23 protein-coding genes are annotated in these 26,126 nt (G+C 70.4%); 14 read left to right on the top strand and 9 right to left on the bottom strand.

Annotated features, from left to right (window positions below; genetic code table 11):
* Nucleotides 1-94: 94 nt before the first annotated feature.
* Complete coding sequence (locus ABZ939_RS21030) at nucleotides 95-685, bottom strand: GNAT family N-acetyltransferase (RefSeq protein ID WP_361857080.1); 591 nt, start codon at nucleotides 683-685, stop codon at nucleotides 95-97.
* A 273-nt stretch (nucleotides 686-958) separates the two neighbouring features.
* On the opposite strand from ABZ939_RS21030, the gene ABZ939_RS21025 reads away from it, so the two are divergent.
* Entirely contained in the window at nucleotides 959-1,945 is a 987-nt protein-coding gene (locus ABZ939_RS21025) for a hypothetical protein (RefSeq protein ID WP_361857131.1), read from the top strand.
* A 12-nt stretch (nucleotides 1,946-1,957) separates the two neighbouring features.
* Here the strand turns inward: ABZ939_RS21025 and ABZ939_RS21020 are convergent, their stop codons facing one another.
* Together ABZ939_RS21020 and ABZ939_RS21015 are read right to left on the bottom strand one after the other, a co-directional pair.
* Complete coding sequence (locus ABZ939_RS21020) at nucleotides 1,958-4,369, bottom strand: MFS transporter (protein WP_361857077.1); 2,412 nt, start codon at nucleotides 4,367-4,369, stop codon at nucleotides 1,958-1,960.
* A 248-nt stretch (nucleotides 4,370-4,617) separates the two neighbouring features.
* Entirely contained in the window at nucleotides 4,618-5,061 is a 444-nt protein-coding gene (locus tag ABZ939_RS21015; RefSeq protein ID WP_361857074.1) for an SRPBCC family protein, read from the bottom strand.
* Nucleotides 5,062-5,232: 171 nt separating this feature from the next.
* Here ABZ939_RS21015 and ABZ939_RS21010 point away from each other — a divergent pair, with 171 nt between their 5' ends.
* The 3 genes from ABZ939_RS21010 (at nucleotide 5,233) to ABZ939_RS21000 (ending at nucleotide 8,452) form a co-directional block, all read left to right on the top strand.
* Nucleotides 5,233-6,264, top strand: a complete 1,032-nt coding sequence (locus ABZ939_RS21010) for an Rv2578c family radical SAM protein (protein WP_361857071.1) — start codon at nucleotides 5,233-5,235, stop codon at nucleotides 6,262-6,264.
* 93 nt (nucleotides 6,265-6,357) lie between these two features.
* Nucleotides 6,358-7,968 carry an alpha/beta hydrolase gene (locus tag ABZ939_RS21005; RefSeq protein ID WP_361857068.1) on the top strand — a complete coding sequence of 537 codons (1,611 nt, stop codon included), beginning with the start codon at nucleotides 6,358-6,360 and terminating at the stop codon, nucleotides 7,966-7,968.
* Between the two features lie 61 nt (nucleotides 7,969-8,029).
* A complete protein-coding gene (locus ABZ939_RS21000) occupies nucleotides 8,030-8,452 on the top strand; it encodes a RidA family protein (RefSeq protein ID WP_361857065.1) in 423 nt (140 codons plus the stop codon).
* 129 nt (nucleotides 8,453-8,581) lie between these two features.
* Here the strand turns inward: ABZ939_RS21000 and ABZ939_RS20995 are convergent, their stop codons facing one another.
* Complete coding sequence (locus tag ABZ939_RS20995) at nucleotides 8,582-9,175, bottom strand: HEAT repeat domain-containing protein (protein WP_361857062.1); 594 nt, start codon at nucleotides 9,173-9,175, stop codon at nucleotides 8,582-8,584.
* Between the two features lie 353 nt (nucleotides 9,176-9,528).
* On the opposite strand from ABZ939_RS20995, the gene ABZ939_RS20990 reads away from it, so the two are divergent.
* The 9 genes from ABZ939_RS20990 (at nucleotide 9,529) to pssA (ending at nucleotide 20,421) form a co-directional block, all read left to right on the top strand.
* A complete protein-coding gene (locus ABZ939_RS20990) occupies nucleotides 9,529-11,310 on the top strand; it encodes a 3-hydroxybutyryl-CoA dehydrogenase (protein ID WP_361857059.1) in 1,782 nt (593 codons plus the stop codon).
* Between the two features lie 109 nt (nucleotides 11,311-11,419).
* The gene (locus ABZ939_RS20985) at nucleotides 11,420-12,262 is read left to right on the top strand and encodes a TetR family transcriptional regulator (RefSeq protein WP_361857057.1); all 843 of its coding nucleotides are present in this window, start codon (nucleotides 11,420-11,422) and stop codon (nucleotides 12,260-12,262) included.
* A 388-nt stretch (nucleotides 12,263-12,650) separates the two neighbouring features.
* On the top strand, nucleotides 12,651-13,988 hold the full coding sequence (gene ccrA / locus ABZ939_RS20980) for a crotonyl-CoA carboxylase/reductase (protein WP_361857054.1): 1,338 nt from the start codon (nucleotides 12,651-12,653) through the stop codon (nucleotides 13,986-13,988).
* A gap of 14 nt (nucleotides 13,989-14,002) precedes the next feature.
* Entirely contained in the window at nucleotides 14,003-16,015 is a 2,013-nt protein-coding gene (locus ABZ939_RS20975; RefSeq protein ID WP_361857051.1) for a protein meaA, read from the top strand.
* A complete protein-coding gene (locus ABZ939_RS20970; protein WP_361857048.1) occupies nucleotides 16,012-16,977 on the top strand; it encodes a CoA ester lyase in 966 nt (321 codons plus the stop codon). Before ABZ939_RS20975 ends, ABZ939_RS20970 begins: the two co-directional genes overlap by 4 nt.
* 5 nt (nucleotides 16,978-16,982) lie before the next feature.
* Nucleotides 16,983-17,507 (top strand): MaoC family dehydratase, encoded by a 525-nt coding sequence (locus ABZ939_RS20965; protein WP_260226712.1) that lies wholly within the window; start codon nucleotides 16,983-16,985, stop codon nucleotides 17,505-17,507.
* Nucleotides 17,508-17,509: 2 nt separating this feature from the next.
* A complete protein-coding gene (locus tag ABZ939_RS20960; RefSeq protein WP_361857045.1) occupies nucleotides 17,510-18,724 on the top strand; it encodes an acyl-CoA dehydrogenase family protein in 1,215 nt (404 codons plus the stop codon).
* A gap of 169 nt (nucleotides 18,725-18,893) precedes the next feature.
* Nucleotides 18,894-19,550, top strand: coding sequence for a phosphatidylserine decarboxylase (locus tag ABZ939_RS20955; protein ID WP_361857042.1), 657 nt, complete (start codon nucleotides 18,894-18,896; stop codon nucleotides 19,548-19,550).
* The gene (gene pssA / locus ABZ939_RS20950; protein ID WP_361857128.1) at nucleotides 19,543-20,421 is read left to right on the top strand and encodes a CDP-diacylglycerol--serine O-phosphatidyltransferase; all 879 of its coding nucleotides are present in this window, start codon (nucleotides 19,543-19,545) and stop codon (nucleotides 20,419-20,421) included. The genes ABZ939_RS20955 and pssA overlap by 8 nt, the downstream gene beginning before the upstream one ends.
* Before the next feature lie 59 nt (nucleotides 20,422-20,480).
* Here the strand turns inward: pssA and ABZ939_RS20945 are convergent, their stop codons facing one another.
* Entirely contained in the window at nucleotides 20,481-20,975 is a 495-nt protein-coding gene (locus tag ABZ939_RS20945; RefSeq protein ID WP_361857039.1) for a GNAT family N-acetyltransferase, read from the bottom strand.
* A gap of 64 nt (nucleotides 20,976-21,039) precedes the next feature.
* On the opposite strand from ABZ939_RS20945, the gene ABZ939_RS20940 reads away from it, so the two are divergent.
* Entirely contained in the window at nucleotides 21,040-21,912 is an 873-nt protein-coding gene (locus ABZ939_RS20940; RefSeq protein WP_361857036.1) for an NAD-dependent epimerase/dehydratase family protein, read from the top strand.
* Between the two features lie 61 nt (nucleotides 21,913-21,973).
* Here the strand turns inward: ABZ939_RS20940 and ABZ939_RS20935 are convergent, their stop codons facing one another.
* From ABZ939_RS20935 to ABZ939_RS20920, 4 genes are read right to left on the bottom strand one after another with little or no spacing between them, the layout of a single operon-like run.
* Complete coding sequence (locus tag ABZ939_RS20935) at nucleotides 21,974-23,242, bottom strand: ABC transporter substrate-binding protein (RefSeq protein WP_361857033.1); 1,269 nt, start codon at nucleotides 23,240-23,242, stop codon at nucleotides 21,974-21,976.
* On the bottom strand, nucleotides 23,239-24,336 hold the full coding sequence (locus ABZ939_RS20930) for a branched-chain amino acid ABC transporter permease (protein ID WP_361857030.1): 1,098 nt from the start codon (nucleotides 24,334-24,336) through the stop codon (nucleotides 23,239-23,241). Before ABZ939_RS20930 ends, ABZ939_RS20935 begins: the two co-directional genes overlap by 4 nt.
* On the bottom strand, nucleotides 24,329-25,219 hold the full coding sequence (locus tag ABZ939_RS20925; protein WP_361857027.1) for a branched-chain amino acid ABC transporter permease: 891 nt from the start codon (nucleotides 25,217-25,219) through the stop codon (nucleotides 24,329-24,331). Before ABZ939_RS20925 ends, ABZ939_RS20930 begins: the two co-directional genes overlap by 8 nt.
* On the bottom strand, nucleotides 25,216-25,986 hold the full coding sequence (locus tag ABZ939_RS20920; RefSeq protein WP_361857125.1) for an ABC transporter ATP-binding protein: 771 nt from the start codon (nucleotides 25,984-25,986) through the stop codon (nucleotides 25,216-25,218). Before ABZ939_RS20920 ends, ABZ939_RS20925 begins: the two co-directional genes overlap by 4 nt.
* Nucleotides 25,987-26,126 lie beyond the last annotated feature (140 nt).

Below are 26,126 nucleotides of genomic sequence, written 5' to 3'. Positions count from 1 at the left end.
CTGTCCCCTCACGTGCGGTGACGACGACGTTCATGCCGCGTCACGTTACGCCCCGGGGAAGGGCCGGGCCAGGACCTCGGAAAGGTTTAGCGGTCTAGACCTCTCGCCACATACCCCACAGCACCGGCCCCCCTCCCGGCAGCCGCAGCTCCTCCCGCACGGCGAAGCCGAAGTGCTCGTAGAAGGGGAGGTTGGACTCCTTGGAGGACTCCAGGTAGACGGGCATGCCCGCCTCGTCGGCCTTGGCCAGTCCCGAGCGCAGCAGGGCGGCCCCCTGCCCCTGGCCCTGGGCGGCCGGGTCGGCGCCGATGATCGCCAGGGACCAGTGCGGCTCCTCGGGCGTGTGCGCGGCGGCCGTCCCGACGGCCTCCGCGAACAGGCCGGCCCGGTCGCCGAGGATGTTCTGGAGCTCCTGAATGGTCTCCGCGTCGGGCACGGCCTTGGCCTGCGCCTCCGCCGGCACCCAGAAGGCGGCCGCCGCCGCGGTGCGCTCGCACACGCCCGAGTGGGCGTACTGCCGGGTGAAGATCGTGCTGAAGTAGCGGCCCATCGCCGCCTCGCGCGAGGCGTCGTCGGGGAAGAACCAGCGCATCATCGGGTCGTCGCCGAAGGCGCGGACCAGGACGCGACTGATCAGTGGAGCGTCATCGATCGTTGCCGTTTTCGGTGTGTTCGTCATCGACATACAGGTCATTCTGCACCCGATGATCTTGGACGGCGGGGCGGGGTCCCCCTCTCCGCCCGGGGCCGATGCCCGCACCCGTAGCCGTGTCCACTGTGACCCGAATTCGGGCGATATCCCGTCAACAGGTGCGTATAGGCTGGCCGGTGCAGATTCTTGCCCCTACCGTCAGGAGACCTCTCGGTGACCACCGCGTTCGCCCCGTCCGAAGCCGCTGCCGTCCCCGCCGCCCCCGAAGCCCCCGAGGCCGGGGCGGCGGACTTCGTCGTCCAGGACGTGCCGGACGCGATCGTCCGCGACGCCCGGGAGTTCGGGGTCTACGCCCGGACCGGCGGGTGGGCGTTCGCGCTGAAGGTGGCGCGCAGTGTGCGGCCGGGCGGGCAGGCGGCGGAGGGCTCGGCCAAGGTGTCGGCGAAGGCGTTCGCCGAGCTGGCCGAGTGCTCCCCCGAGCGGGTCATGCGGTACTACAAGGCCTGGGACATGGCCGCCGACGACGGCCTCGTCCCGCAGTTCGAGGCGCTGGTGCCGGGTGAGGACATCGAGCTGCCGGAGGCCGACGTCTGGCTGTCGTACTACTCCTCCCGCTCCAGCGCGTCGTCGGTGCGCGGACACGCGATCACCGCGGCGGCGGAGGCCGAGGGCATCCGGCCGACGAAGGCGCTGGAGGTCGCGGAGAACCCGACCGCTCTGCGTGCCGCGATCCTCGCCGACCCGGGCACGGCCGAGGCGGCGCGGGGCGCGCTGCTCGACCGGATGAAGGAGGACCCGGCGCTGCAGACCGAGATGGCCCGGGCCATCGCCCGCACCGACGAGCTGAAGAAGGCGGTGGCGGGCGAGGCCAAGGCGGCCGACCGGATCGGCTACGTCCGGCAGATCGTCGAGAAGGGCCAGATCCGCACCCCTGCAGGGCAGACCGTGGAGGCGCCCGCGGCGCTGCGCGCGGAGGCGGAACGGCACCTCTCGCTCATCGACGAGCTCGACGACTCCGAGGAGGCGGGCGAGTGGGCCGGCGAGGCCTACGACACGGTCAAGGGTCTGGTGGCGCAGGCCGTCGAGGCGGACCCGGCGCTGCGCGTCCAGGAGCGCCGTACGAAGTTCTACAACAGCCTGCAGAAGGCCACGAAGGTCTTCGAGGAGCTGACCCTCGACGAGGTCCTGGAGGAGGACGTCGTCGAGGACGACATGCTGAAGCGCCTCGAAGCGCTGCAGGAGGCGATCGGTACCTGCATCAGCGCGCTGCGCAGGGCGACCGCCTCCTCCTGAGCCCCCGCGGGGTCAGTCCTCGTGGCCGAGCTGGAGGTCGCGTTCGGTGCGTCCGCCGCCCGCGACCTGCAGGACGGTGGCGACCGGCGGATAGCCCGCCGCGATCACCGTGTACTCCCCCGAGGACAGGTCCACGAAGCGGAAGATGCCGTCGGGCCCCGTCGTCAGGGTGTCGACCACGTTGCCGGCCGCGTCGAGGAGCGTCACGCGCGCGTCCTCGACCGGCCTCCCGCCGCCCGCGCGCACCGTCCCGCGCAGCACCGCTCCGCCTGCCAGCTCGATGTCCTGGCGTGTCTCGCGGGACGCCTGCACGCTCACCGGCAGCGCGGCGGGCCGGAAGGCGGGGGCGCTGGCGGCCAGGGTGTACTCGCCCGCCACCAGTTCCGTGATCACATAACCGCCCTCGCGCCCGCTGCGGGTGGAGGCGACGACCTCACCGCGTACGTCGGTGAGGGTGACCGCCGCGTCCCGGACGGGACTTCCGTCGGCGGTCACCACCGTGCCGGCCAGCCGGCCGGCGCCGCCGAGGACCACGTCGAGCTCGACGGGCCGTTCGCCGACGGTGACGGAGACGGCCTGCGGCTGATGCCCGCCGGCCGCCGCGATCAGGACGTACGAGCCGGGGCCCGGGACGCTGAGCGCGTAGCGCCCGTCCTCGCCGCTGCCGCCTCGGCCGATCTGCTGTCCCTGGACGTCGATGAGGGTGAGCGCCGCGCGCGGGACGCGGCTGCCGTCGTGGTGCTGGACGGTTCCGCAGACCGGGAGTCCGGCGGTGTAGGTGGCCGGGGCGGGGGAGGCCGACGCACGGGCCCGGGGGACGGCGGTGGGGGCCTCGGTGGTGGGGGTGTGGTGGGACACCAGCGGTTTCTCCTTGAGGAAGAAGGCGAGGACGAGGCCGAGCACGAGGACCGGCACGAGATAGAGGAAGATCCGCGGCATCGCCTCCGCGTACGCCTGGATGTAGGCGTCCCGCAGGGCGGGCGGCAGGGCGTGCACGGCCTGCGGAGTGATCGATTCGGCGGCGGGCAGCGGGACTCCGGCCGTACGGGGCAGGGAGTCGGCGAGGGCGTCGTCGAGGCGGGCGGCGAACAGCGTGCCGAAGACGGCGGCGCCGCCGCTGCCGCCGATCTGGCGGAAGTAGTTGTGGGCGCTGGTGGCCGTGCCGAGGTCGGTGGGGCGGACGGAGTTCTGCACGGCCAGGATGAGGACCGGCATGACCAGTCCGATGCCGATGCCGAGGACCGCCTGCCAGACGCTGTGGTGCAGGCGCGGGGTGTCCGTCTCCATCCGTGAGAGCAGCCACATGCCGACGACGGAGACGGCGCCGCCGACGACGGGGTAGATCTTGTAGTGGCCGGTACGGCTGATGAGCTGGCCCGAGACGACCGAGGCGAGGACGATCCCGCCCATCAGCGGCAGCATGAGGAGGCCGGACTCGGTGGCGGTGGCGCCCTCGACCATCTGCAGGAAGGTCGGCAGGTAGCTGGCGGCGCCGAAGAGGGCGATGCCGATCACCGCGCCGACGAGGCTGGTGACCGTGAAGACCGAGTCCCGGAACAGCCGCAGCGGGATGAGCGGTTCGGGCGCGAAGCGCTCGACCACCAGGAACAGCGCGGTCGTTGCGGCGGCGCCGCAGCCGAGGCCGATGATGACGCGGGAGTCCCAGTCGTATTCGGTCCCGCCCCAACTGGTCAGCAGCACCAGGCAGGTGGAGGCGGCGGCGAGCAGGATCGAGCCGAGGACGTCGAGCCGGGCCCGCGTCCGCGGCCTGGGGAGCTTGAGCACCACGGCGACGACGGCGAGGGTGACGAGCCCGAAGGGGACGTTGAAGTAGAAGCACCAGCGCCACGAGACGTGGTCGGTGAAGAAGCCGCCGAGCAGCGGGCCCGCGACGGAGGCGAGGCCGAAGGCGGCGCCGATGAGGCCCATGTAGCGGCCGCGCTCCCTGGCCGGGACGATGTCCGCGATGATCGCCTGGACGCCGATCATCAGGCCGCCGGCGCCGACACCCTGGACGGCCCGGAAGGCGATGAGTTCGTCCATGGACCGTGACCAGCCTGCCAGGGCCGAGCCGATGACGAAGACCACGATGGCGAAGAGGAAGACGCCTTTGCGACCGAAGAGGTCGCCGAGCTTCCCGTAGACGGGCAGACCGATGGTGGCGGTCAGGAGGTAGGCGGTGATCGCCCACGACATCCGGTCCAGGCCCTGGAGTTCGCCGACGATCTTCGGCAGGGCGGTGGCGACGATCATCTGCTCCAGCGCGGCGAGCAGCAGCGCGAGCATGAGACCGAAGAAGACGAGACGGACGCGGCGGGGGTCGAGGGCCGTCTCCTCTGCTGCGGGCGGCGATCCGGGCGGTTCCTCGGCGGACGGGTCGCTCGCGGCGAGCGGCTCGTCCTTCACCAGCGTGATCGCACCCACGTACCTGCTCCCCTCGTCGCGCGGCCGGACTGCGCCCCAGCCGCGTCATTCTTCGCATTGGGCGCGAAGCGGGAGCAAGTCGGGCGGTACGGAAGGCAGGTCGCGTCCCGGACGGTGAACACGCCGGTACGACAGCGCACTTGGGGCGCTCATCAGCGCGTTTACATGAGGGGTCGCGACCCCCGGGCGCGCGGGGCGCTCGTGCGGGGGTCGCGGGAAAACCACTCGAACCGGTGAGCGCGTGAGCGTTACTTCTCCACCTCGGCGGCCAGCTTGGCCAGGACGGCGTCGTAGATGCGGCCGAGCCCCTTGGGCGCGAAGGTCCTCTCGAAGAAGCCGCCGATACCGCCGGCGCCGTTCCAGACGGTGGAGACGACGGCCTTGGACCTGCCCTCGCCGGCCGGGGTGACGGTCCAGGTGGTGACCATGGAGGAGTTGCGGTCCTTCTCGACGAGCTGTCCGTCGGTGGGCTCGGTGACCTCCAGGAGGCAGTCGCGGATGCGCTTGCTGGTGGCCTGGAGCTTCCAGTGGACGAGGGTGCCCTCGCCGTCGCCGCCCTCCCGCACCTCGTACTCGCTGAAGTGCTCCGGCAGCAGCTTCGCGCGCGTGCCGCTGTAGTCGGCCAGAGCGTCGAACACCTTCTCCGGGTCCGCCGTGATGATCCGCTCCGTCGTGGCCTCGACCTGCGCCATTGCACTTCCTCCAACACATGGTTCTTCAGGGGTGGCACCAGCCAACCACCTGGGCGCGGGCCTCCCAAATCCGGGTTGCGACGATCAAGGGAACAGGTGTTCTATTCTGAGCGCACGGCTGATGAACACGGCCGGGAAGCACGGCAGGGCACTGCCACCGAGGAGGCGTCCATGCGCTGGGACAATCTGGGCGACAACCCCGCCACCGCCGCGGAGACCGCCCTGTTCGGTACGGACGCGGTCACCACCCGCACCTTCGACACGCCCGAGTTCCGCGGGATCACCTTCCACGAGGTGCGCGCCCGCTCGATCGTGAACCGGGTGCCTGGCGCCTCACGGATGCCGTTCGAATGGACGGTCAATCCGTACCGCGGCTGCACGCACGCGTGCGTCTACTGCTTCGCCCGCAAAACCCACAGCTATCTGGATCTGGACACCGGCCTCGGCTTCGACTCCCAGATCGTGGTGAAGATCAACGCGCCGGAGCTGCTGCGCCGCCAGCTCGCCTCGCGCCGCTGGCAGGGCGCGCACATCGCGATGGGCACCAATGTCGACTGCTACCAGCGGGCCGAGGGACGCTACCGCCTGATGCCGGGGATCATCGAGGCCCTGCGCGACCACGCCAACCCCTTCTCCATCCTCACCAAGGGCACGCTGATCCTGCGCGACCTCGACCTGCTCGTCCAGGCGGCGGAGGTCACCGAGGTCGGCATCTCCGTCTCCGTCGGCTTCACCGACCAGGAGCTGTGGCGCACGGTCGAGCCCGGCACCCCCTCCCCACAACGGCGCCTGGACGTCGTACGGATCCTCGGCGAGCACGGCATCGGCTGCGGGGTGCTGATGGCCCCCGTCATCCCCTTCCTCGGCGACCGACCCGAGCAGCTGCGCGACACGGTGCGCGCCATCGCCGAGGCCGGCGCGACCTCCGTGACCCCGCTCGTCCTGCATCTGCGGCCGGGCGCCCGCGAGTGGTTCTTCACCTGGCTGCGGCAGCACCACCCGCAGCTGGTGGGGCGGTACGAGCGGATGTACGCGGACGGGGCCTACGCACCGACCTGGTACCAGCGCCGGATCACCCGTCAGGTGCACGAACTGGCTGCCGAGTTCGGGATCGGGCCGTCCCGGCGGGGAGCGCCGCGCCGGACACCCGTACCGGAGGAGCCGGCGATCGCGGGGGCTCCCGAGCAGCTCACGCTGCTCTGACGGATACCGGCCGACCCGCTGACGGATCGTCTGATCGGGTCAACTCTCGCCGGAATCGGTCCTTCCGCCTTCCGTTCGGGGCACGGACGCCGTATGACCACACGCGCAGGAATGCTGATCGCCACTGGGGCACTGGTCGCCGGGACGGTCACCGTCCTGCCCGCCTCCGCGACGCCCCGGCCCGAGCCGACCCCCCGCCCCCTCGCGCCGCTCGTCTGGAGCGGCTGCGCCACCAAGGCGTATCCGAAGCTCCAGTGCGCCACGCTCGACGTGCCGCTCAACCACGACGACCCGGTCGGCCGGTCGATCACCCTGGCGCTGACCCGGATCGCGCACACCGCGAAGGACCCGAAGGACTACCAGGGTCCGCTGCTCGTCAATCCGGGCGGACCGGGCGGCAGCGGACGGACCATGGCCGGGTTCGTGGCCGCCTCGCTGCCCGCGAAGGTGGCGGAGCAGTACGACATCATCGGCTTCGACCCACGCGGGGTCGGCAGGAGCGAGCCCGCGCTCGACTGCAGGCCCGGCCACTTCGACCCGGTGCGGCCGGACTCCGTACCGCTCGGCGCCGAGAGCGAGAGCGCCGGCGTCGAGCGGGCCCGGTCCTTCGCGGAGGCGTGCGGGACGAAGCACGGCGACGTCCTGCCGTACATCGACACGGTCAGCACGGCCCGGGACGTGGACGCGATCCGCGCGGCGCTCGGCGCACCGCGGCTGAACTACCTGGGGTACTCGTACGGCACGTATCTCGGCGCCGTGTACGCGCGGCTGTACCCGGAGCGGGTGCGGCGCTTCGCCCTGGACTCCGTCGTCAATCCGCAGGGTGTCTGGTACGAGGACAACATCGCGCAGGACTACGCCTTCGACACCCGCCACAAGGACTTCATGGCCTGGGTGGCCCGTCGGAACACCACGTACAAGCTGGGCACGGACCCGGCGGAGGTCGAAGCGGCCTGGTACCGGATGCGGGAGGCGCTGGGGAAGAGCCCGGCCGGCGGCAAGGTCGGTCCGGGCGAGCTGGAGGACACCTTCCTGCCGGGCGGGTACTACAACGGCTACTGGCCGAAGCTGGCCGAGGCGTTCTCCGCCTATGTCAACGACAAGGACGCGGCCCCGCTGACCCGGGCGTACGAGAGCCACGCAGCGGCGGACGCGGCGGACGACAACGGCTACTCGGTCTACACGAGCGTGCAGTGCAGGGACGCGAAGTGGCCGCGCGACTGGAACGTCTGGCGTGCGGACAACTGGGATGTGCACGCCAAGGCACCCTTCTCCACCTGGAACAACGCCTGGTACAACGCTCCGTGCGCGTTCTGGCCGGTGGACTCGCTGACTCCGCCCGACGTCTCGAACGACGAGGTGCCGCCGGTACTGATCCTGCAGGCGACGGACGACGCGGCCACGCCGTACGAGGGCGCTGTGGCGCTGAACCGGATGGTGGGCGGCTCCAGCCTGGTGGTCGAGGAGGGCGGCGGGAACCACGGGGTGACGCTGGGCGGCAACGACTGCATGGACGAGCACCTGGCGACCTATCTCGCCACGGGCGAGGTGCCGCGAGGTGACGGGCAGTCGGAGGCGGACGCGGTCTGCGCCGCGCTTCCGGAGCCGGAGCCGCCGGCCTCAGGGAAGAAGCGCGGCGGCACCGAGGCCGCGGCGCCGACGGGCGGCACGGTCCTGCACGGCCTCCTCGGCCACGTGCGCTGAGGGACCGCCGCGCCCGGGGCCGCACCCGGGACTGTCGGTGGCGTGCGCGAGGATGTCCGGCATGACGAGTCACCTCACGCACGTGCCCGCTCCCGACGGCATCGCCCCGAGCCCCCAGTACAGCCATGTCGTCTGGGGCACGGGGCGGCTCGTCGCGATATCCGGCCAGTGCTCCCTCGACGCCTCGGGCGCGGTGGTGGGGGCGGACGACCCGGCGGCGCAGGCCCGCCAGGTCTTCGCGAATCTGCGCCGCTGCCTGGCCGCGGCGGGCGCGGGCTTCGAGGACGTCGTGAAGCTGACGTACTTCGTCACCGACGTCGCCCACCTGCCCGCGGTCCGGACCGCGCGGGACGAGGCCTTCGGCACGGCCCCGCTGCCGGCGAGCTCGGCGGTCCAGGTCGCCGCGCTGGTCCGCCCGGAGCTGCTGATCGAGATCGAGGCCTTCGCCCTGGTCCCGCAGGACGCCACCGACGACGACGCCTAGGGGCCCGGCCAGGATCCGCCGGACAGGCCCTGCGGGGCGCCGCAAGATCCTTCGGACAGGCCCCAGGGGGCATAGCAAGATCCGTCGGACACCCCTATGGCCTGTCCGACGGATCAGGTCGGACAAGCCCTATCCGCGGAGCCGGGTGAGCGACTCCGCCGCGGCCTGCCCGAGACGGGGGTGGGGCAGGGCGGCCTCCAGCGTCGGGCGGGCGCGGGGGTCGCCGAGGGTGCCGAGGCCCTCGACGCAGGCGAGGCCGACCCGCCAGTGCGGATCGTCGGTGCCCAGACGCCGTTCGAGGACGGTCACCAGGGCCGGCACGGACTCGGGGGCGCGCAGGTCGGTGAGCAGACGGACCGGCAGCAGGGCGTAGGCGACGCGGAGTTCGTTGGTGGCGAGTGCGGCGGCGGCCCGCGCGGTGCGCGGGTCCCCCAGCCGCGTCAGCGCGTACGCGGCGGAGACGCAGCGCTCCGGGTCACGGTGGTTGAGCAGGAGCACCAGGGCCTCGAAGGCTCGCGGGTCGCCGGCGAGGCCGAGCCGGAAGGAGGCGATCTCGCGTGCCCAGAGGGGACGTTGCGGCTGGGTGAGAACGGCCGCCAGCGATTCCGTGTTGTCGGTGGCGATCAGTCGACGGAACTCCGCCGACCCTTCTTCTTCCACGATCTCCGCGCCCAAACGATCGATCATCGAGCGGAATTCGGCATCGTCCGTGGCGATATCCATGACCGTCAGAGTATCCGCGATCCAGATCACATTTTCCGGAGTTCCGAGGACTGGCGCGCTCGTTACTCGCCGGTTAATCTCAGGTGAGCGGGTCACCCCCCGCACCCTCACAACGGCCTGGTGACGCAGCCGTTGCGAGATCGAGTTTGTCGGTTCGGCAGTTTTCGACGTGACTCCGGGACAGAGTCCGTCGCTTTTTTCCACGCGATCTCTATCGCGGGATCTCTTCAAGAGATCTCACCGTGCGATCTCCTCGCACTCCTGTCGCGAACTCCTCGCGCTTTCCGTTCGCGCCCCGTGCGCGCCCGCATTGCCGCCTTCAGTCGTCACTCTTCCCTCCCTGGAGTCCCCTGATGGACACCCCTCTCTCCACCATCGCCGTCATCGGTCTCGGCACCATGGGCACCGGCATCGCCGATGTCCTCGCCCGGGCCGGCCGTGAGGTCATCGGCGTCGACATCAGCGAAGCCGCCGCCGCCCAGGCCGTCGCCGCCCTGGAGGCGTCCACGGCCCGCGCCGTGGCCCGTGAGCGGATCACGGAGGAGGAGCGGCAGGACGTCCTCGCCCGCTTCCGTACCTTCTCCGACCTCCAGGCGGCGGCGGACGCCGACCTCGTGATCGAGGTCGTCCCCGAGTCGTACGAGGCCAAGCAGGAGGTCTTCCGGGCCCTGGACACCATCGTCCGGCCCGACGCGATCATCGCCACCGGCACCAACGCGCTCTCCGTGACCCGGCTGGCCGCCGACTCGGCGCACCCCGAGCGCGTGCTCGGCCTGCACTTCTTCACCCCGGTCCAGGCGATGAAGCTGGTGGAGATCGTCTCCTCCGTTCTCACCGCCCCGCAGGCCGTCGAGGCCGTCACGACCCTTGCGCACGACCTGGGCAAGGAGCCGGTCGCGGTCGGCGACCGTCCCGGCTTCGTCGCCGACGGGCTGCTCTTCGGCTACCTCAACCAGGCCGCCGCCATGTACGAGGCCAAGTACGCCTCCCGCGAGGACATCGACGCCGCCATGAAGCTCGGCTGCGGTCTGCCGATGGGCCCGCTGGCACTGCTCGACCTGATCGGCATCGACACCGCCCGTACGGTCCTCGAGGCCATGTACAGCGAGTCGCAGGACCGGCTGCACGCCCCCGCCCCGATCCTCAAGCAGCTCAGCGAGGCCGGACTGACCGGCCGCAAGTCGGGCCGCGGTTTCTACACCTATGACGCGCCGGGCTCGGCCACCGTGGTCCGCGACGCGCTCACCCCGCTGGAGAGCGCCGCCACCGCCGAGGGCCGTGAGATCCGCTCGGTCGGCGTCGCCGGCTCCGGCACGATGGCCTCCGGCATCGCCGAGGTCTTCGCCAAGGCCGGTTACGACGTCGTGCTCGCGGCCCGTTCGGACGAGAAGGCGGAGACGGCCAAGGCCCGGATCGCGAAGTCCCTCGCCCGTTCGGTCGACAAGGGCCGGATGACCGGAGAGGTCCGGGACGAGACGCTGGCCCGGATCACCCCGGCGGGCTCGCTCGACGCCTTCGCCGAGGTCGACCTGGCCGTCGAGGCGGTCGCCGAGGACCTGGGGATCAAGCAGGAGCTGTTCGCGCGGCTGGACAAGATCTGCAAGCCGGGCGCGGTGCTCGCCACCACGACCTCCTCGCTGCCGGTCGTCGCCTGCGCCCGCGCCACCTCGCGCCCGCAGGACGTCATCGGGATGCACTTCTTCAACCCGGCGCCCGCGATGAAGCTGGTGGAGATCGTCCGTACGGTCCTGACCGCCGACGACGTCCACGCCACGGTCCGCGAGGTCACGGCGAAGATCCGCAAGCACCCGGTGGACTGCGGCGACCGGGCCGGCTTCATCGTGAACGCGCTGCTCTTCCCGTACCTGAACAACGCGATCAAGATGGTCGAGGAGCACTACGCGACCCTCGACGACATCGACGCCGCCATGAAGCTGGGCGGCGGCTACCCGATGGGTCCGTTCGAGCTGCTCGACGTCGTCGGCCTGGACGTCTCGCTCGCGATCGAGCAGGTCCTGCACCGCGAGTTCCGCGACCCGGGTCTGGCCCCGTCGCCGCTCCTGGAGCACCTGGTGGCCGCCGGCTGCCTGGGCCGCAAGACGGGGCGCGGCTTCCGCGAATATGCCCGACGCTGAGCCCTACGCGGGTTGGGGAGGGTTGCTGAGTCCCGGAGGCGCCTCCGGCGCCCCGGGCGACCCTCCCCCACCTGGGCACACTCCCGCGCTGATGCAGTACGTTCAGGACATGTCCAAGGCCGCGAAGTCACCCCGTGCCACGTCCACGTCCTCGTCCTCGCCCGACACACAGGAGAGTGCGGCGGGCACCCGCGCGGCCGCGCAGCGACTGAAGATGCGCCGTGAGCTGGCGGCGGCGGCCATGGAGCTCTTCGCGACCAAGGGGTACGAGGCCACGACGGTCGACGAGATCGCCGCCCAGGCCGGGGTCGCCCGCCGGACCTTCTTCCGCCACTTCCGCTCCAAGGAAGAGGCGATCTTCCCCGATCACGACGACACCCTGGTGCGTGCGGAAGCGGTGCTGAACGCCGCTCCGCCGCACGAGCACCCGCTGGACACCGTCTGCCGGGGCATCAAGGAAGTCATGAAGATGTACGCGGGGTCCCCGGCGGTCTCCGTGGAGCGCTACCGGCTCACCCGCGAGGTACCGACCCTGCGGGAGCGCGAGATCGCTTCGGTGGCCCGCTACGAGCGGCTGTTCACCCGCTATCTCCTGGGCCATTTCGACGAGCGCGACCACCACGACGGCAACGACGACCCGCTGCTCGCCGAGGTGGCCGCGTCGGCGGTCGTCACCGCCCACAACCACGTGCTGCGCCGCTGGCTGCGCGCCGGGGGCCAGGGTGACGTGGAGGCCCAGCTGGACCATGCCTTCGCCATCGTGCGGGAGACCTTCGGGACGGGCATAGGCGCCCGGCCCGCCGCGACTCCGCAGGCGGCGGTGCAGCCGGCTCCCGCGGGCCCCGCAGCCGTGGCCTCCACGGAGGGGGACGTGGTGGTCGCCGTGGCCCGTACGGACGCACCGCTGGACGAGGTCATGCGCACGATCCAGCAGGCACTGAAGAAGAGCTGACTCTCACCTCACGGCGAAGGCCGCCCCCCTCACCGGGGGCGGCCTTCGCCCGTTTTACCCCCACTCTCGATCGATCATCGCTCATGTGTGACCGGCGGATTGCATCTGAGTGAAATTGTTGGCACGCAGTGCCTTGTCAGGTGACACGCGGTGCCATACGTTGATGTTGTCCGGGCGGCCGGCGCGCAGAGGTCTCCTCGTGCGCCGGCTGTCCCCACAAGCGATCGTGATTGTGCGCCCGGACGCCTGCGTCACAGGCAAACTTCAGCGCCCACCAGGCGCGGCCACCGCACCACCCGCCGAACCGACGGCACACCTCCACAGCAGCACTCCAAGACGTAACCCCTCAGTGCGTCCCCCTCAGACGCCGCACCGCCGGAGGCACCCCGTGAAGGACATCCTGGACGCGATCCAGTCGACGGACGCCACGTCCGCGGACTTCGCCAACATCAAGCTCCCCGAGTCGTACCGCGCCGTGACCGTCCACAAGGACGAGGTCGAGATGTTCGCCGGCCTCGAGAGCCGCGACAAGGACCCGCGCAAGTCGCTCCACCTCGACGACGTGCCGCTCCCCGAGCTCGGCCCGGGCGAGGCCCTGGTCGCCGTCATGGCCAGCTCCGTGAACTACAACTCGGTCTGGACCTCGATCTTCGAGCCGGTCTCGACCTTCGGCTTCCTCGAGCGGTACGGGCGGCTCTCCGAGCTCACCAAGCGCCACGACCTGCCGTACCACATCATCGGCTCCGACCTCGCGGGCGTCGTGCTGCGCACCGGCCCCGGCGTCAACGCCTGGAACCCCGGTGACGAGGTCGTCGCCCACTGCCTCTCGGTCGAGCTGGAGTCCTCGGACGGTCACAACGACACGATGCTCGACCCCGAGCAGCGCATCTGGGGCTTCGAGACCAACTTCGGCGGCCTGGCGGAGATCGCCCTCGTCAAGTCGAACCAGCTCATGCCGAAGCCGGACCACCTGAGCTGGGAGGAGGCCGCCTCCCCCGGCCTGGTGAACTCCACCGCGTACCGCCAGCTCGTCTCCCGCAACGGCGCCGGCATGAAGCAGGGCGACAACGTCCTGATCTGGGGCGCGAGCGGCGGCCTCGGCTCGTACGCCACCCAGTTCGCCGTGGCCGGCGGCGCCAACCCGATCTGTGTCGTCTCCTCCCCCGAGAAGGCCGACATCTGCCGGGCGATGGGCGCGGAGGCGGTCATCGACCGCAACGCCGAGGGCTACAAGTTCTGGAAGGACGAGAACACCCAGGACCCGCGCGAGTGGAAGCGCTTCGGCTCCAAGATCCGCGAACTGACCGGCGGCGAGGACATCGACATCGTCTTCGAGCACCCGGGCCGCGAGACCTTCGGCGCCTCGGTGTACGTCACCCGCAAGGGCGGCACCATCACCACCTGCGCCTCGACCTCGGGTTACATGCACCAGTACGACAACCGCTACCTGTGGATGTCGCTGAAGCGCATCATCGGCTCCCACTTCGCGAACTACCGCGAGGCCTGGGAGGCCAACCGCCTGATCGCCAAGGGCAAGATCCACCCGACGCTCTCCAAGGTCTACTCCCTGGAGGACACCGGCCAGGCCGCCTACGACGTCCACCGCAACCTGCACCAGGGCAAGGTCGGCGTCCTCGCGCTCGCCCCCGAGGAGGGCCTGGGCGTGCGCGACCCGGAGATGCGCGCGAAGCACATCGACGCCATCAACCGCTTCCGTAACATCTGATCCCGGGACCCCACATGACAGAGCGCCAGAAGGACCGGCCGTGGCTCATGCGGACGTACGCCGGTCACTCGACCGCCGAGGCGTCCAACGAGCTGTACCGGCGCAACCTCGCCAAGGGTCAGACCGGTCTCTCGGTCGCCTTCGACCTGCCGACGCAGACCGGCTACGACCCCGACCACATCCTCGCCCGCGGCGAGGTCGGCCGGGTCGGGGTCCCGGTCTCGCACCTCGGTGACATGCGCCGGCTGTTCCAGGACATCCCCCTGGAGCAGATGAACACCTCGATGACGATCAACGCCACGGCCATGTGGCTCCTGGCGCTCTACCAGGTGGTCGCCGAGGAGCAGGGCGCGGACGTCACCAAGCTCCAGGGCACCACCCAGAACGACATCGTGAAGGAGTACCTGTCGCGCGGGACGCACGTCTTCCCGCCCGGCCCCTCGCTCCGCCTCACGACGGACATGATCACCTACACGGTGAACAACATCCCGAAGTGGAACCCGATCAACATCTGCAGCTACCACCTGCAGGAGGCGGGGGCCACTCCGGTCCAGGAGATCTCGTACGCGATGTCCACCGCGATCGCGGTGCTCGACGCGGTCCGGGACTCCGGCCAGGTTCCGGCGGACCGCTTCGGCGAGGTCGTGGCCCGGATCTCCTTCTTCGTGAACGCGGGCGTTCGCTTCATCGAGGAGATGTGCAAGATGCGCGCCTTCGGCCGCATCTGGGACAAGGTCACCCGCGAGCGGTACGGCATCGAGAACGACAAGCAGCGCCGGTTCCGTTACGGCGTCCAGGTCAACTCGCTCGGTCTGACCGAGGCGCAGCCGGAGAACAACGTCCAGCGGATCGTGCTCGAGATGCTGGCCGTGACGCTCTCCAAGGACGCACGCGCGCGTGCCGTCCAGCTGCCCGCGTGGAACGAGGCCCTCGGCCTGCCGCGCCCCTGGGACCAGCAGTGGTCGCTCCGTATCCAGCAGGTGCTCGCCCACGAGTCCGACCTGCTGGAGTACGAGGACATCTTCGCCGGTTCGCACGTCATCGAGGCCAAGGTCGACTCGCTCGTCGAGGAGTGCCTGGCCGAGATCGACCGGATCCAGGAGATGGGCGGCGCGATGGCCGCCGTCGAGTCCGGCTACCTCAAGTCGCAGCTGGTCTCCTCGCACGCCGAGCGGCGCGCCCGGATCGAGGCCGGCGACGAGAAGATCGTCGGCGTCAACATCTTCCAGTCGACCGAGGAGAACCCGCTCACGGCGGATCTCGACACGGCCATCATGACGGTCGACCCGGCCAACGAGGCCAAGGTCGTCGCGAAGCTCCACGAGTGGCGCGACAACCGCGACGAGAACCGTGCCCAGGAGTCGCTGGCCGCGCTCAAGGCGACGGCGGCCGGGGAGGGCAACCTCTTCGCCGCCACCCTGGAGTGCGCCCGCGCCGGTGTCACCACCGGTGAGTGGTCCTGGGCGCTGCGGGACGTCTTCGGCGAGTTCCGCGCCCCCACGGGCGTCTCCTCCGCCCCGGTCGCCGTGACGGCCGAGGAGGGCACGCCGCTCGCTCTCGTACGGGACAAGGTGGCGCGGACGGCCTCGGAGCTGGGCTCCGGGCGGCTGCGGCTCCTGGTGGGCAAGCCGGGCCTGGACGGGCACTCCAACGGGGCCGAGCAGATCGCGGTACGCGCGCGTGACGCCGGCTTCGAGGTGGTCTACCAGGGGATCCGGCTGACCCCCGAGCAGATCGTCAACGCCGCCCTCGCGGAGGACGTGCACTGTGTCGGTCTTTCGATCCTGTCCGGCTCGCACGCCGAGCTGGTTCCGGACGTCCTCGACCGTCTCCGCGAGGCGGGCGCGAACGACATTCCGGTCATCGTCGGCGGGATCATCCCGAACGCCGACGCCGCAGAACTGAAGCGCGCGGGTGTGGCCGCCGTCTTCACACCGAAGGACTTCGGTATCACCGAGATCATCGGCCGTATCGTCGACGAGATCCGGAAAGCGAACAAGCTCGACCCTCTGGAGGTCCCCGCATGACCACCCCCGTGAACCGTCTGCGTCCGCGCCGCTCCTGCCTCGCGGTCCCCGGCTCCAACCCGCGCTTCCTGGAGAAGGCCCAGGGTCTGGCCGCGGACCAGGTCTTCCTCGACCTGGAGGACGCCTGCGCGCCGCTCGCCAAGCCCGAGGCGCGCCACACCATCGTCAAGTTCCTGAACGAGGGCGACTGGACCGGCAAGACGCGGGTCGTGCGGGTCAACGACTGGACGACCCACTGGACGTACCGTGACGTCGTCACCGTCGTCGAGGGCGCGGGCCAGAACCTCGACTGCATCATGCTGCCGAAGGTCCAGGACGCCCAGCAGATCGTCGCCCTCGACCTCCTGCTGACGCAGATCGAGAAGACGATGGGCTTCGAGGTCGGCAAGATCGGCATCGAGGCGCAGATCGAGAACGCCCAGGGCCTCAACAACGTCAACGAGATCGCCACCGCCTCGCAGCGGGTCGAGACGATCATCTTCGGCCCGGCCGACTTCATGGCCTCCATCAACATGAAGTCCCTGGTCGTCGGCGAGCAGCCGCCCGGCTACGACGCCGACGCCTACCACTACATCCTGATGAAGATCCTGATGGCCGCGCGCGCCAACAACCTCCAGGCGATCGACGGCCCCTACCTGCAGATCCGCAACCCCGAGGGCTACCAGGCGGTCGCCCGCCGCGCCGCCGCCCTCGGCTTCGACGGCAAGTGGGTGCTCCACCCGGACCAGGTCGCCGCCGCGAACGAGATCTTCTCCCCCTCGCAGGAGGACTTCGACCACGCCGAGCTGATCCTGGACGCGTACGACTACTACACCTCCGAGGCCGGCGGCAAGAAGGGCTCGGCCATGCTCGGCGACGAGATGATCGACGAGGCGAGCCGCAAGATGGCCCTGGTCATCTCCGGCAAGGGCCGCGCCGCCGGCATGCAGCGCACCACCAAGTTCGAGATCCCGGAGGCCTGAGTCCGATGCAGTTCGGCCGCACCTACGAAGAGTTCGAAGTCGGCGCCGTCTACAAGCACTGGCCCGGAAAGACGGTCACCGAGTACGACGACCACCTCTTCTGTCTGCTGACGATGAACCACCACCCGCTTCACATGGACGTGAACTACGCGGAGAACACGACGGACTTCGGCAAGAACGTCGTCGTCGGCAACTACATCTACTCCCTGCTGCTCGGCATGTCCGTCCCGGACGTCTCGGGCAAGGCGATCGCCAACCTGGAGATCGAGTCGCTGCGCCACGTCGCGCCGACCTTCCACGGCGACACCATCTACGGCGAGACCACGGTCCTCGACAAGACGCCGTCGAAGTCGAAGAACGACCGCGGCATCGTCTACGTCGAGACCAAGGGCTACAAGCAGGACGGCACCCTCGTGTGCGTCTTCCGCCGCAAGGTGATGGTCCCCACCGAGACGTACATCAAGGAGCGCGGCGGCGAGCAGCCCGGCCGCCCCGAGCTGATCGAGCCCTCCAAGAAGACGGAGAAGTAGCCATGGCCCGACTCGCCCAGACCGCCGGGCTCACGGATGTCCAGCAGGAGATCCTCAAGACCGTCCGGGAGTTCGTCGACAAGGAGATCATCCCGGTCGCGACGGAGCTGGAGCACCGCGACGAGTACCCCCAGCAGATCGTCGACGGGCTCAAGGAGCTCGGCCTCTTCGGTCTGATGATCCCCGAGGAGTACGGGGGTCTGGGTGAGTCGCTGCTCACCTACGCGCTGTGCGTCGAGGAGATCGCCCGTGGCTGGATGTCGGTCTCCGGCATCATCAACACGCACTTCATCGTGGCGTACATGCTGAAGCAGCACGGCACCCAGGAGCAGAAGGACTACTTCCTTCCGCGGATGGCGGCCGGCGAGACGCGCGGTGCCTTCTCGATGTCGGAGCCGGGGCTCGGCTCGGACGTGTCGGCCATCACGTCCAAGGCGGTCAAGGACGGCGACGAGTACGTCCTCAACGGCCAGAAGATGTGGCTGACGAACGGCGGAACGTCAACGTTGGTCGCCGTTCTCGTCCGAAGTGACGAAGGACTCACTCCCGAAGAAGCTGCCGCGAAGCCCCACAAGTCGATGACGACCTTCCTCGTCGAGAAGGAGCCCGGCTTCGGAGAGGTCCGCCCCGGTCTCACCATCCCCGGGAAGATCGACAAGATGGGTTACAAGGGCGTCGACACCACCGAACTCATCATGGACGGACTGCGCATTCCGGCCAATCGGGTCCTCGGCGGGGTCACCGGCCGAGGGTTTTACCAAATGATGGACGGCGTGGAAGTCGGCCGCGTGAATGTGGCGGCGCGTGGTTGCGGTGTCGCGCAGCGTGCGTTCGAACTGGGTGTCTCGTATGCCCAGCAACGTCACACTTTCGGCAAGCCGATCGCTCAGCACCAGGCGATTCAGTTCAAGCTGGCCGAGATGGCTACCAAGGTCGAGGCCGCTCATGCCATGATGGTGAACGCAGCACGCAAAAAGGACTCCGGGGAACGAAACGACCTCGAAGCAGGGATGGCGAAGTACCTCGCCTCCGAATACTGCAAGGAAGTCGTCGAGGACGCCTTCCGTATCCATGGCGGATACGGGTTCTCGAAGGAGTACGAGATCGAGCGCCTCTACCGCGAGGCTCCGATGCTGCTCATCGGTGAAGGTACCGCCGAGATCCAGAAAATGATCATTGGGCGTCGGCTGCTCGAGGAGTACCGGTTCCAGGGTTGATTGTCGCATTTGGGTCGGTTCGGCCGCGAAGAAGATCACACCCTGTCATCGTCTTCCGGCCGCCGACTCGGCTTCTGGCTTGCCCAGTTGCGGCCCGCAACCGATAGCATCGCCCGAAAGCCGCCGTCCCCCGTTGCCAGTGCGGCATCATCCGCTACGAAGGTCATCCATGCCCCACAGCCAAACCTCTGCACCTCGCGACAGCCTTGCCGGCGTACGCATCGCACGCGGAGCATCGCCGTGGCTTCTGCCGACCGTCGCCACCGCGGCGCTGAGCCTCGCGCGTGCGCGCAGGTCGAAGCGTGCCGCGGCCATCGCCGTGCCCACCACCGCCCTGGCGGCGGGCATGCTGTGGTTCTTCCGCGACCCCGAGCGTGAGATCGCTCAGGGCCGGGTCATCTCGCCCGCCGACGGTGTGGTGCAGAGCATCATGCCGTGGAAGGACGGACGCACCCGGGTCGCCATCTTCATGAGCCCGCTGAACGTCCACGTCAACCGCGCGCCGCTGGCCGGCACGGTGACGTCCGTGGAGCACATCCCCGGCGGGTTCGTCCCGGCGTTCAACAAGGAGAGCGAGAACAACGAGCGCGTTGTCTGGCACTTCGACACCGAGCTCGGTGACATCGAGATGGTGCAGATCGCGGGGGCCGTGGCCCGCCGCATCGTGCCGTACATCCCGCAGGGGACGAAGGTCGAGCAGGGCGAGCGCATCGGTCTGATCCGTTTCGGGTCGCGCGTCGACATCTACCTTCCGGAAGGTGTGGAGGTCGCCGTCGAGGTCGGTCAGGCCACGACCGCGGGGGTGACTCGCATTGACCGTGATTGATCCCGACACCCGGGCCGGCGACTGGGTCGCCGACGCGGAGGCGGACGCGGCCGAGGAAGCCGAGGAGATGCCGCTGTCGCTGAGGCTGTCCATAGCGGACGCCCTCACGCTCGGTAACGCCACGTGTGGATTCATGGCGGTGTACTTCACCACCACCGGCATCCTCATCCCGCACCTCACGGGCAGCACGGAGACCGGCATGGCGCGCAACAGCGCCGCCACCGCCGTGATCCTGATGCTGGCCGCGGCGATCTTCGATCTCTTCGACGGCATCGTGGCGCGCAAGCTGCGCTCGTCCCCCATGGGCGCGGAGCTCGACAACCTGTCCGACCTGATCAGCTTCGGTCTGGCCCCGGCGTACTTCGTGCTCGTGTACGGGATGCTCGCGGACGACGGGTTCCAGCAGAAGGTCTCCGCGGTGGCCGCGATCGTGGTCCTCCTCGCGGTGGTGCTGCGGCTGGCGAGATTCTCGTGCGTGACCATGAAGGACGGCATGTTCCAGGGCATGCCGAGCCCCTTCGGCGCGCTGACGGTGGTCTCGATCATCCTCCTGGAGCTGCCGTTCATCCCGACGCTGCTCGCGATCATCGGTGTCGCCTGGCTGATGGTGAGCCGGGTCGAGTACCCCAAGCCGCGGGGCATCCTCGCGGTGGCGATGCTCAGCTGGATCGTGGGTGCGATGGGCATGCTGGCGGCCTGGGCGTTCGACGCGCCGGGCGGGCAGCTCCTGCTGCAGACCGGCTGCGCGCTGCAGGTCGTGATGGGCGCCGTGATCCCCCTCTTCGCGACGGCCCGCCGGGTGAACACCTTCCGCGGCAACCGCCGCGAGAGCCGCGAGGCTCGTCAGGCGGAGGCGGCACAGCTTCCGTAGGCGAAACGTGTACGACGAAGGGCCCGGAGACGGATGTCTCCGGGCCCTTCGTCGTACGGTCAGCCGCTCAGCGGCTTCTCCAGGCACAGCAGACCCGGCCGGTCGTCCCACGGGGCGACCGTGTCGAAGCCGAGCTTCCGGTAGAGGGCGAGGGCGTGCTCGCGCCAGAGCCAGACCGAGAGGCGTACGGAGCGGGCTCCGGCACTCGTCGCATGGCGCAGGGCCCCGCGCATCAAGGCCGCCGCCGCGCCCCGGCCGCGGGCTCCGGGGTCGACCCAGAGACGCTTGATCTCGCGGGCGCCGTCCCCGTGGGGCGCGGTCAGCACCACCACACCGGCCGCGGAGTCCTCCCCGTCCACGGCCAGCAGGACGGTGTCGCCGGCGAAGGCGGTCTCCGGGGCGAGCACCTCGGCGCGGTAGGCGGGCGGAAGCTCGGCGGGCGAGTCGACCGGGACGCCCTTCTCCGCCTCCGTGCTCAGGTGGTAGGCGGCGACCAGGGCGGGGATCCGGGGATCGTCGAGGGCGGCGGGCCGGACCGTGTACGTGTCGTTCATGGGCCGAGCCTCACATCAGCTTGTTGCGCCCGAGTGACGACATGCCCATGTCTACGATGATCAGATGCGTGTACTTGTCGCGGGCGCCACGGGCGCGATCGGTCGGATCCTCCTCCCCCGCCTTCTCGACGCGGGCCACCACGTCACCGGGGTCTCGCGCTCCGCGGACGGCGCCGCGCTGATCCGGAAGGCCGGTGCGGAGGCGGTACGGGCCGACGCGCTGGACGCCGAGGGGCTGCGCCGCGCGGTCGCCGAGGCCGCGCCCGAGGCCGTGATCCACCAGCTCACCGACCTGAGCGGGGCGGACGGCGCCGCCAACAACCGGCTGCGCCGGGAGGGCACGCGCCACCTCGTGGACGCGGCGCGGGCGGCGGGCGTACGGCGGATCGTCGCGCAGTCGATCAGCTGGGTGTACTCCCCCGGTCAGGGTGCCGCGGACGAGTCCGTACCGCTCGACGGCACGCGGGAGCAGCCGCGGGCACGGATCGTGGACGCCGTCCGCGCGCTGGAGACACAGACCGCCGAGCTTCCCGAGGCGGTCGTGCTGCGGTACGGCATCCTCTACGGCCCCGGGACCTGGTACGCGCCCGGTGGGCCCGTGGCCGCGGCGCTGGGCGGGGATCAGCGGGCCCGGTTCCTGGGGAGCGTCGCCGCGGACGACTCCGTCAGCTCTTTCGTCCATGTCGTGGACGCGGCGCGGGCGGCTGCCTCGGCCCTGGGCTGGCCGGCGGGCACGTACAACGTGGTCGACGACGAACCGGCCCCGGGCCACGCCTGGGTCCCCGTCCTCGCGGGGGCACTGGGCACACCGGCCCCGGAACGGACGACGGGCGGCGCCCCCTGGGCCCGCGGCGCGACGAACGCCCGGGCGCGCGAGGCCGGCTGGCGACCGTCGTATCCGTCGTGGCGGACGGGCTTCGCCGAGCAGCGAGGCTGACACGGGGGTGCCCCCGGCGCGCGACGGACGCGCAGCGGGGGCACCTCGGCTCAGGCAGCCGTCACTTCACCGGGTAGCTCTTCGCCGCGTCGGAGACGAAGGGCTCGCGGACCGTGCGCATGCCGCCCGGGACCGACTTGTCGGGCTGGAGGATGACCGACTCGCGGGACGACGGGGCCTTCGGGTCGCTGAGGTCGTGCGTCATGCCGAAGCCCGCGTCGTGGCTGTTGAGCGTCAGCAGCGCCTTGTCGATGCCCTCGCGGGTGAGGTCCTTGGAGGCGCAGGCCTTCTTCAGGGCCTCGCCGAAGACGCTCGCCGCCGTCCAGCCGGCCACGATGCCGTTGTCGAGGCTGTCGCTCGGGTAGGCGGCCTTGTAGTCCGCCACGAGCTTCTTCGCGGCCGGGGTGTCGGCGCCGATGGGCAGGCTCGGGGAGGCGAACCAGTACATCTTCTCCAGCGCGGGGCCGGCCTGGGTGCCGAGCAGCTGCGGCGCGAACGCCGAGTTGTTGCCGATGATCGGCACCAGGAGCTTGGTCGCCGCGGCGACCCCGACCAGCGAGGCGGCCTGACGCGGGCCCGCGCTGATGACGATGCCCTTGACCCCGGCCTGCTTGAGCGCCGCGACCTGGGCCGACATGTCGTTGTCGGTGGGCTTGATCTTCTGCTCGACGACCGTGAGCCCCGCCTTCCCGGCCGCGTACTTCGAGCCGGCCAGCGCGTTCTCGCCGTAGTCGCCCTCGAAGTAGACGTGGCCGAGCTTGTCGCCCGCCTTCAGCCCCTTCTCCTTGACCAGGAAGTCGACGGCGTTGATCGTCTCGACGTCGTACGTGGAGCCGAGGACGCGGATGTACGGGGAGCCCAGCAGCGAGGCGGACCAGGCCTGAGGCAGCACGAGCCCCTTGTCCTGGCCGTCGACGCGCTGCTTGACGGCGGCGACGAACGGGGAGCCGATGAACTGCATGTAGCCGGCCACCTTGGGCTCCAGCTCGGTGTACGCGGAGAGCGCCTTCTGCGGGTCGTAGCCGTGGTCGCGGACCGTCAGCTCCAGCTGCCGGCCGCAGATCCCGCCGGCCGCGTTGACCTGCTTCACGTACAGCTGCTGGGCCTGTGTGACGCTCTTGCCGAGCGTGGCGTACACGCCGGTCATGTCCGTGAGCGCGCCGACCGCGATGGTCTTGTCGGTGACGCCCTTGCCGGACTTCACCCCGCCCGCGCCGGTGCCGTTGTCGTCGCCGGTCTTGGCCTTGGAGCTGCAGCCGGCGGCGGTCAGGGCGACGAGGGTGGCGAGCGTGACGGCCATGGTTCTGGACGCCTGTCGTCGGTGGGTCATCGTTCCTCCCCAGAGGAGTGCGAGGGTTGGGCGGTTCGTTTCCGGGCGGCCAGCCGGACCAGGCCTCCGGGCAGGAAGAGCACCACCGCGACGACGGCGGCGCCGTAGAGATAGCGCGCGGCCTCCCCCGGTGCGATCCCGCCCGTCCCGGGGGCGGAGACCAGGGGAAGCGCGTCGCTGTACCGGTTGAGGAGCTGCGGGAGGAGGGAGACGAAGACGCCTCCGATCACCGCACCGGCGACCGAACCGAGACCGCCGATGACGATCATGGCCAGGTACTCGAGGGAGAGCATCATGCCGAAGTACTCCGGCACGGTCCGCTGGAAGACCAGCGCGAGCAGGACGCCGGCGAGACCCGCGTACATGGACGACAGGACGAAGACGGCGGCGCGGTAGCGGGCCACGGGGATGCCCATGACTCCGGCGGCGATCCGGTGGTCCCTGATGGCGTTCATGGCGCGGCCGGGTCGGCCGCGGAGCACTCCGCGGGCGAACAGCGCACCCGCGAGGAGGAGGACGAGCCCGAGGTACCAGAGCTTCTCGGCCGCGCCGAACGGCACCTGGGCGACGAGGAGTTCGCTGTCGTCGAAGGTGAGGCCGAAGAGACTGAGCGGGGGCACCGCGCGCCCGTTGAATCCGCCGGTGATGTCGTGGGCGTTGAAGAGCACGTGCTGGCCGATGAAGATCAGCGCGAGGGTGGCGATACCGAGGTACGCGCCCCGCAGCCGTCCCGCGATGGGGCTGAACACCCCGCCCGCCAGGCCCGCGAGGGCGACGGCGAGGACGGCGGCGAGCCAGCCCGGCAGGCCGAGACCGGTGAGGTCGTCCTTGCCGTCGCCGGCGAAGGCGCAGTAGCCGTAGGCGCCGACGGCGAGGAAGAAGGCGTGGCCCATGGAGAGCTGTCCGGTGGCGCCGGTCAGCAGGTTGATGCCGATGGCGCCGATCGCGGCGGCCATGGCGAAGAGCCCGGCCTGGAGCCAGAAGCGGTCCAGGTAGAAGGGGAAGGCGGCGAGGACGAGGCCGGCGGCGGCCCATCCGTAGACGCGGGGTCGGGCGAGCGTGGCGGCTCCACGGCGGGGAAGCGCGTCAGACACGGGCCAGCTCCTTCGTGCCGAAGAGTCCGGCGGGACGGATCAGCAGCACCGCGACCATCACGAGGTACGGGGCGAGGTCGCCGATGCCCCGGCCGAGGAAGGTCAGATCGCCCTGGTAGCCGGTGGCGAGGGACTCGGTGACGCCGACCAGGAGTCCGCCGACGAGGGCGCCGGTGGTGGAGTCGAGGCCGCCGAGGATGGCGGCCGGGAAGGCCTTCATCGCGGCGAACGAGGTGGTGCGCTCCAGGCCGGGGGTGGGGAAGACGGTGAGGAAGAGGGCGGCGACGGCGGCGAGTCCGCCGGCCACCGCCCAGGCACCGATCGAGACCCGGCCGAGGCGGATGCCCATGAGGGCCGCGGTCTCCTGGTTCTCGGCGGCGGCGCGCATGGCGACGCCCCAGGAGGTGTACCGGAAGGCCAGCAGGAAGGCGGTGATGAGCAGGGCGGCGGCGAGGAAGGCCGCGATCCGGGTCTGGGCGATCGTGACCGGGCCGAAGGTGACGACGGCGTCGCCCCAGGGGTCGCCGAGCGACAGGATGTCCGTACCGATGCGGCGGGTCAGTTCGGTGGCGAGCAGGATGTCGACGCCGATGGTCACGATGGCGAGGACGCTGTGGTCGGAGCCGCGGTAGCGGCGCATGACGAGGAACTCCACGGCCGCGCCGACCAGTGCGGCGCCGCCGATGCCGACGAGGAGCGCCGGCCAGAAGCCGATGTCGTCGTGGAGTACGGCGGTGAAGTACCCGCCGGCGAGGAGCAGGGAGGCGTGGGCGAAGTTGACGACCTCGGTGGCGCGGAAGATCACCACGAAGCCGAGGGCGATGAGTGCGTAGATGGAGCCCAACGAGACGCCGTTGAGCAGGAGTTCGGCGAAGGTGGTCACTCGGCGGTCTCCTCTCCGAGATAGGCGCGGACGACCGCCGGGTCGTTCTGTACGTCGCCGGGGGCGCCGTCGGCGATGCGACGGCCGAAGTCGAGGACGGTGACGGCGTCGGCGAGCCGCATCACCACTCCCATGTCGTGCTCGACGAGGACGATGGAGATCCCGAGGCTGTCGCGGACGCCGGCGATGACGGCGGCGGTGCGGCGGCGCTCGTCGGCGGTCATGCCGGCGACGGGCTCGTCGAGGAGGAGCAGCCGGGGCTCCATGCAGAGGGCGCGGGCCAGTTCGGCGAGCTTCTGCTGTCCGTACGGGAGCGATCCCGCGGGCTGGTGGAGCTGCTTCTCCAGGCCGACGAAGGCGGCGATCTCTCGGACCCTGGCCCGGTGCCGGGCGTCCTCGCGGGCGGCGGAGGGCAGCCGGAGCCCGGCGGCGAGGAAGCCGGTCCGGGTGAGCCGGTGGCGCCCGAGCATCAGGCTGTCCTCGACGGTGGCGCGGGGCGGCAGCGCGAGGTTCTGGAAGATGCGGGCGACGCCGAGGGCGGCGATCCGGTGCGGGGGCAGGGCGGTGAGCTCGTGCTCGCCGAAGCGGACACTGCCGGAGGTCGCCCTGTAGACCCCGGAGAGGACGTTGAAGCAGGTGGACTTGCCGGCGCCGTTCGGTCCGATGACGGCGTGGACGGTGCCGGGGCGGACGGTGAAGCCGACGGAGTCGAGGGCGGTGAGCCCGGCGAAGCGGACGGTGACGTCCCGGACCTCGAGGGCGGGCACGGACACGGCGGTGGCCCGGTCCGCCTCGGCGGCCGCCTCGCCGGGAGGCGGGAGCTGGCTCATCGGTTCTCTCCCCAGGACGGCATCGGGCGAAGGGCGGCGGCGCGCGGTGCGCGGCCGGCCGCGGGCGCGGTGGTCGT

This window comes from Streptomyces sp. NPDC046712 (assembly GCF_040645695.1).
In the GTDB taxonomy this organism is placed as follows: Bacteria; Actinomycetota; Actinomycetes; order Streptomycetales; family Streptomycetaceae; genus Streptomyces.
The sequence above is the reverse complement of the archived record's forward strand: the minus strand, read 5'-3'. Positions and strand labels throughout refer to the sequence as shown.

Excerpts from the sequence above, each read along its gene's own strand:
- ABZ939_RS21030 (WP_361857080.1), bottom strand. The coding sequence starts at position 685 with ATGTCGATGACGAACACACCGAAAACGGCAACGATCGATGACGCTCCA.
- ABZ939_RS21000 (WP_361857065.1), top strand. The coding sequence starts at position 8,030 with ATGACGAGTCACCTCACGCACGTGCCCGCTCCCGACGGCATCGCCCCG.
- ABZ939_RS20965 (WP_260226712.1), top strand. The coding sequence starts at position 16,983 with ATGCAGTTCGGCCGCACCTACGAAGAGTTCGAAGTCGGCGCCGTCTAC.
- ABZ939_RS20960 (WP_361857045.1), top strand. The coding sequence starts at position 17,510 with ATGGCCCGACTCGCCCAGACCGCCGGGCTCACGGATGTCCAGCAGGAG.
- ABZ939_RS20990 (WP_361857059.1), top strand. The coding sequence starts at position 9,529 with ATGGACACCCCTCTCTCCACCATCGCCGTCATCGGTCTCGGCACCATG.
- ABZ939_RS20995 (WP_361857062.1), bottom strand. The coding sequence starts at position 9,175 with ATGGATATCGCCACGGACGATGCCGAATTCCGCTCGATGATCGATCGT.
- ABZ939_RS20970 (WP_361857048.1), top strand. The coding sequence starts at position 16,012 with ATGACCACCCCCGTGAACCGTCTGCGTCCGCGCCGCTCCTGCCTCGCG.
- ABZ939_RS20955 (WP_361857042.1), top strand. The coding sequence starts at position 18,894 with ATGCCCCACAGCCAAACCTCTGCACCTCGCGACAGCCTTGCCGGCGTA.
- ABZ939_RS20940 (WP_361857036.1), top strand. The coding sequence starts at position 21,040 with ATGCGTGTACTTGTCGCGGGCGCCACGGGCGCGATCGGTCGGATCCTC.
- ABZ939_RS21015 (WP_361857074.1), bottom strand. The coding sequence starts at position 5,061 with ATGGCGCAGGTCGAGGCCACGACGGAGCGGATCATCACGGCGGACCCG.
- ABZ939_RS20945 (WP_361857039.1), bottom strand. The coding sequence starts at position 20,975 with ATGAACGACACGTACACGGTCCGGCCCGCCGCCCTCGACGATCCCCGG.
- ABZ939_RS20985 (WP_361857057.1), top strand. The coding sequence starts at position 11,420 with ATGTCCAAGGCCGCGAAGTCACCCCGTGCCACGTCCACGTCCTCGTCC.
- ABZ939_RS21010 (WP_361857071.1), top strand. The coding sequence starts at position 5,233 with ATGCGCTGGGACAATCTGGGCGACAACCCCGCCACCGCCGCGGAGACC.
- ABZ939_RS20935 (WP_361857033.1), bottom strand. The coding sequence starts at position 23,242 with ATGACCCACCGACGACAGGCGTCCAGAACCATGGCCGTCACGCTCGCC.
- ABZ939_RS21005 (WP_361857068.1), top strand. The coding sequence starts at position 6,358 with ATGACCACACGCGCAGGAATGCTGATCGCCACTGGGGCACTGGTCGCC.
- ABZ939_RS20975 (WP_361857051.1), top strand. The coding sequence starts at position 14,003 with ATGACAGAGCGCCAGAAGGACCGGCCGTGGCTCATGCGGACGTACGCC.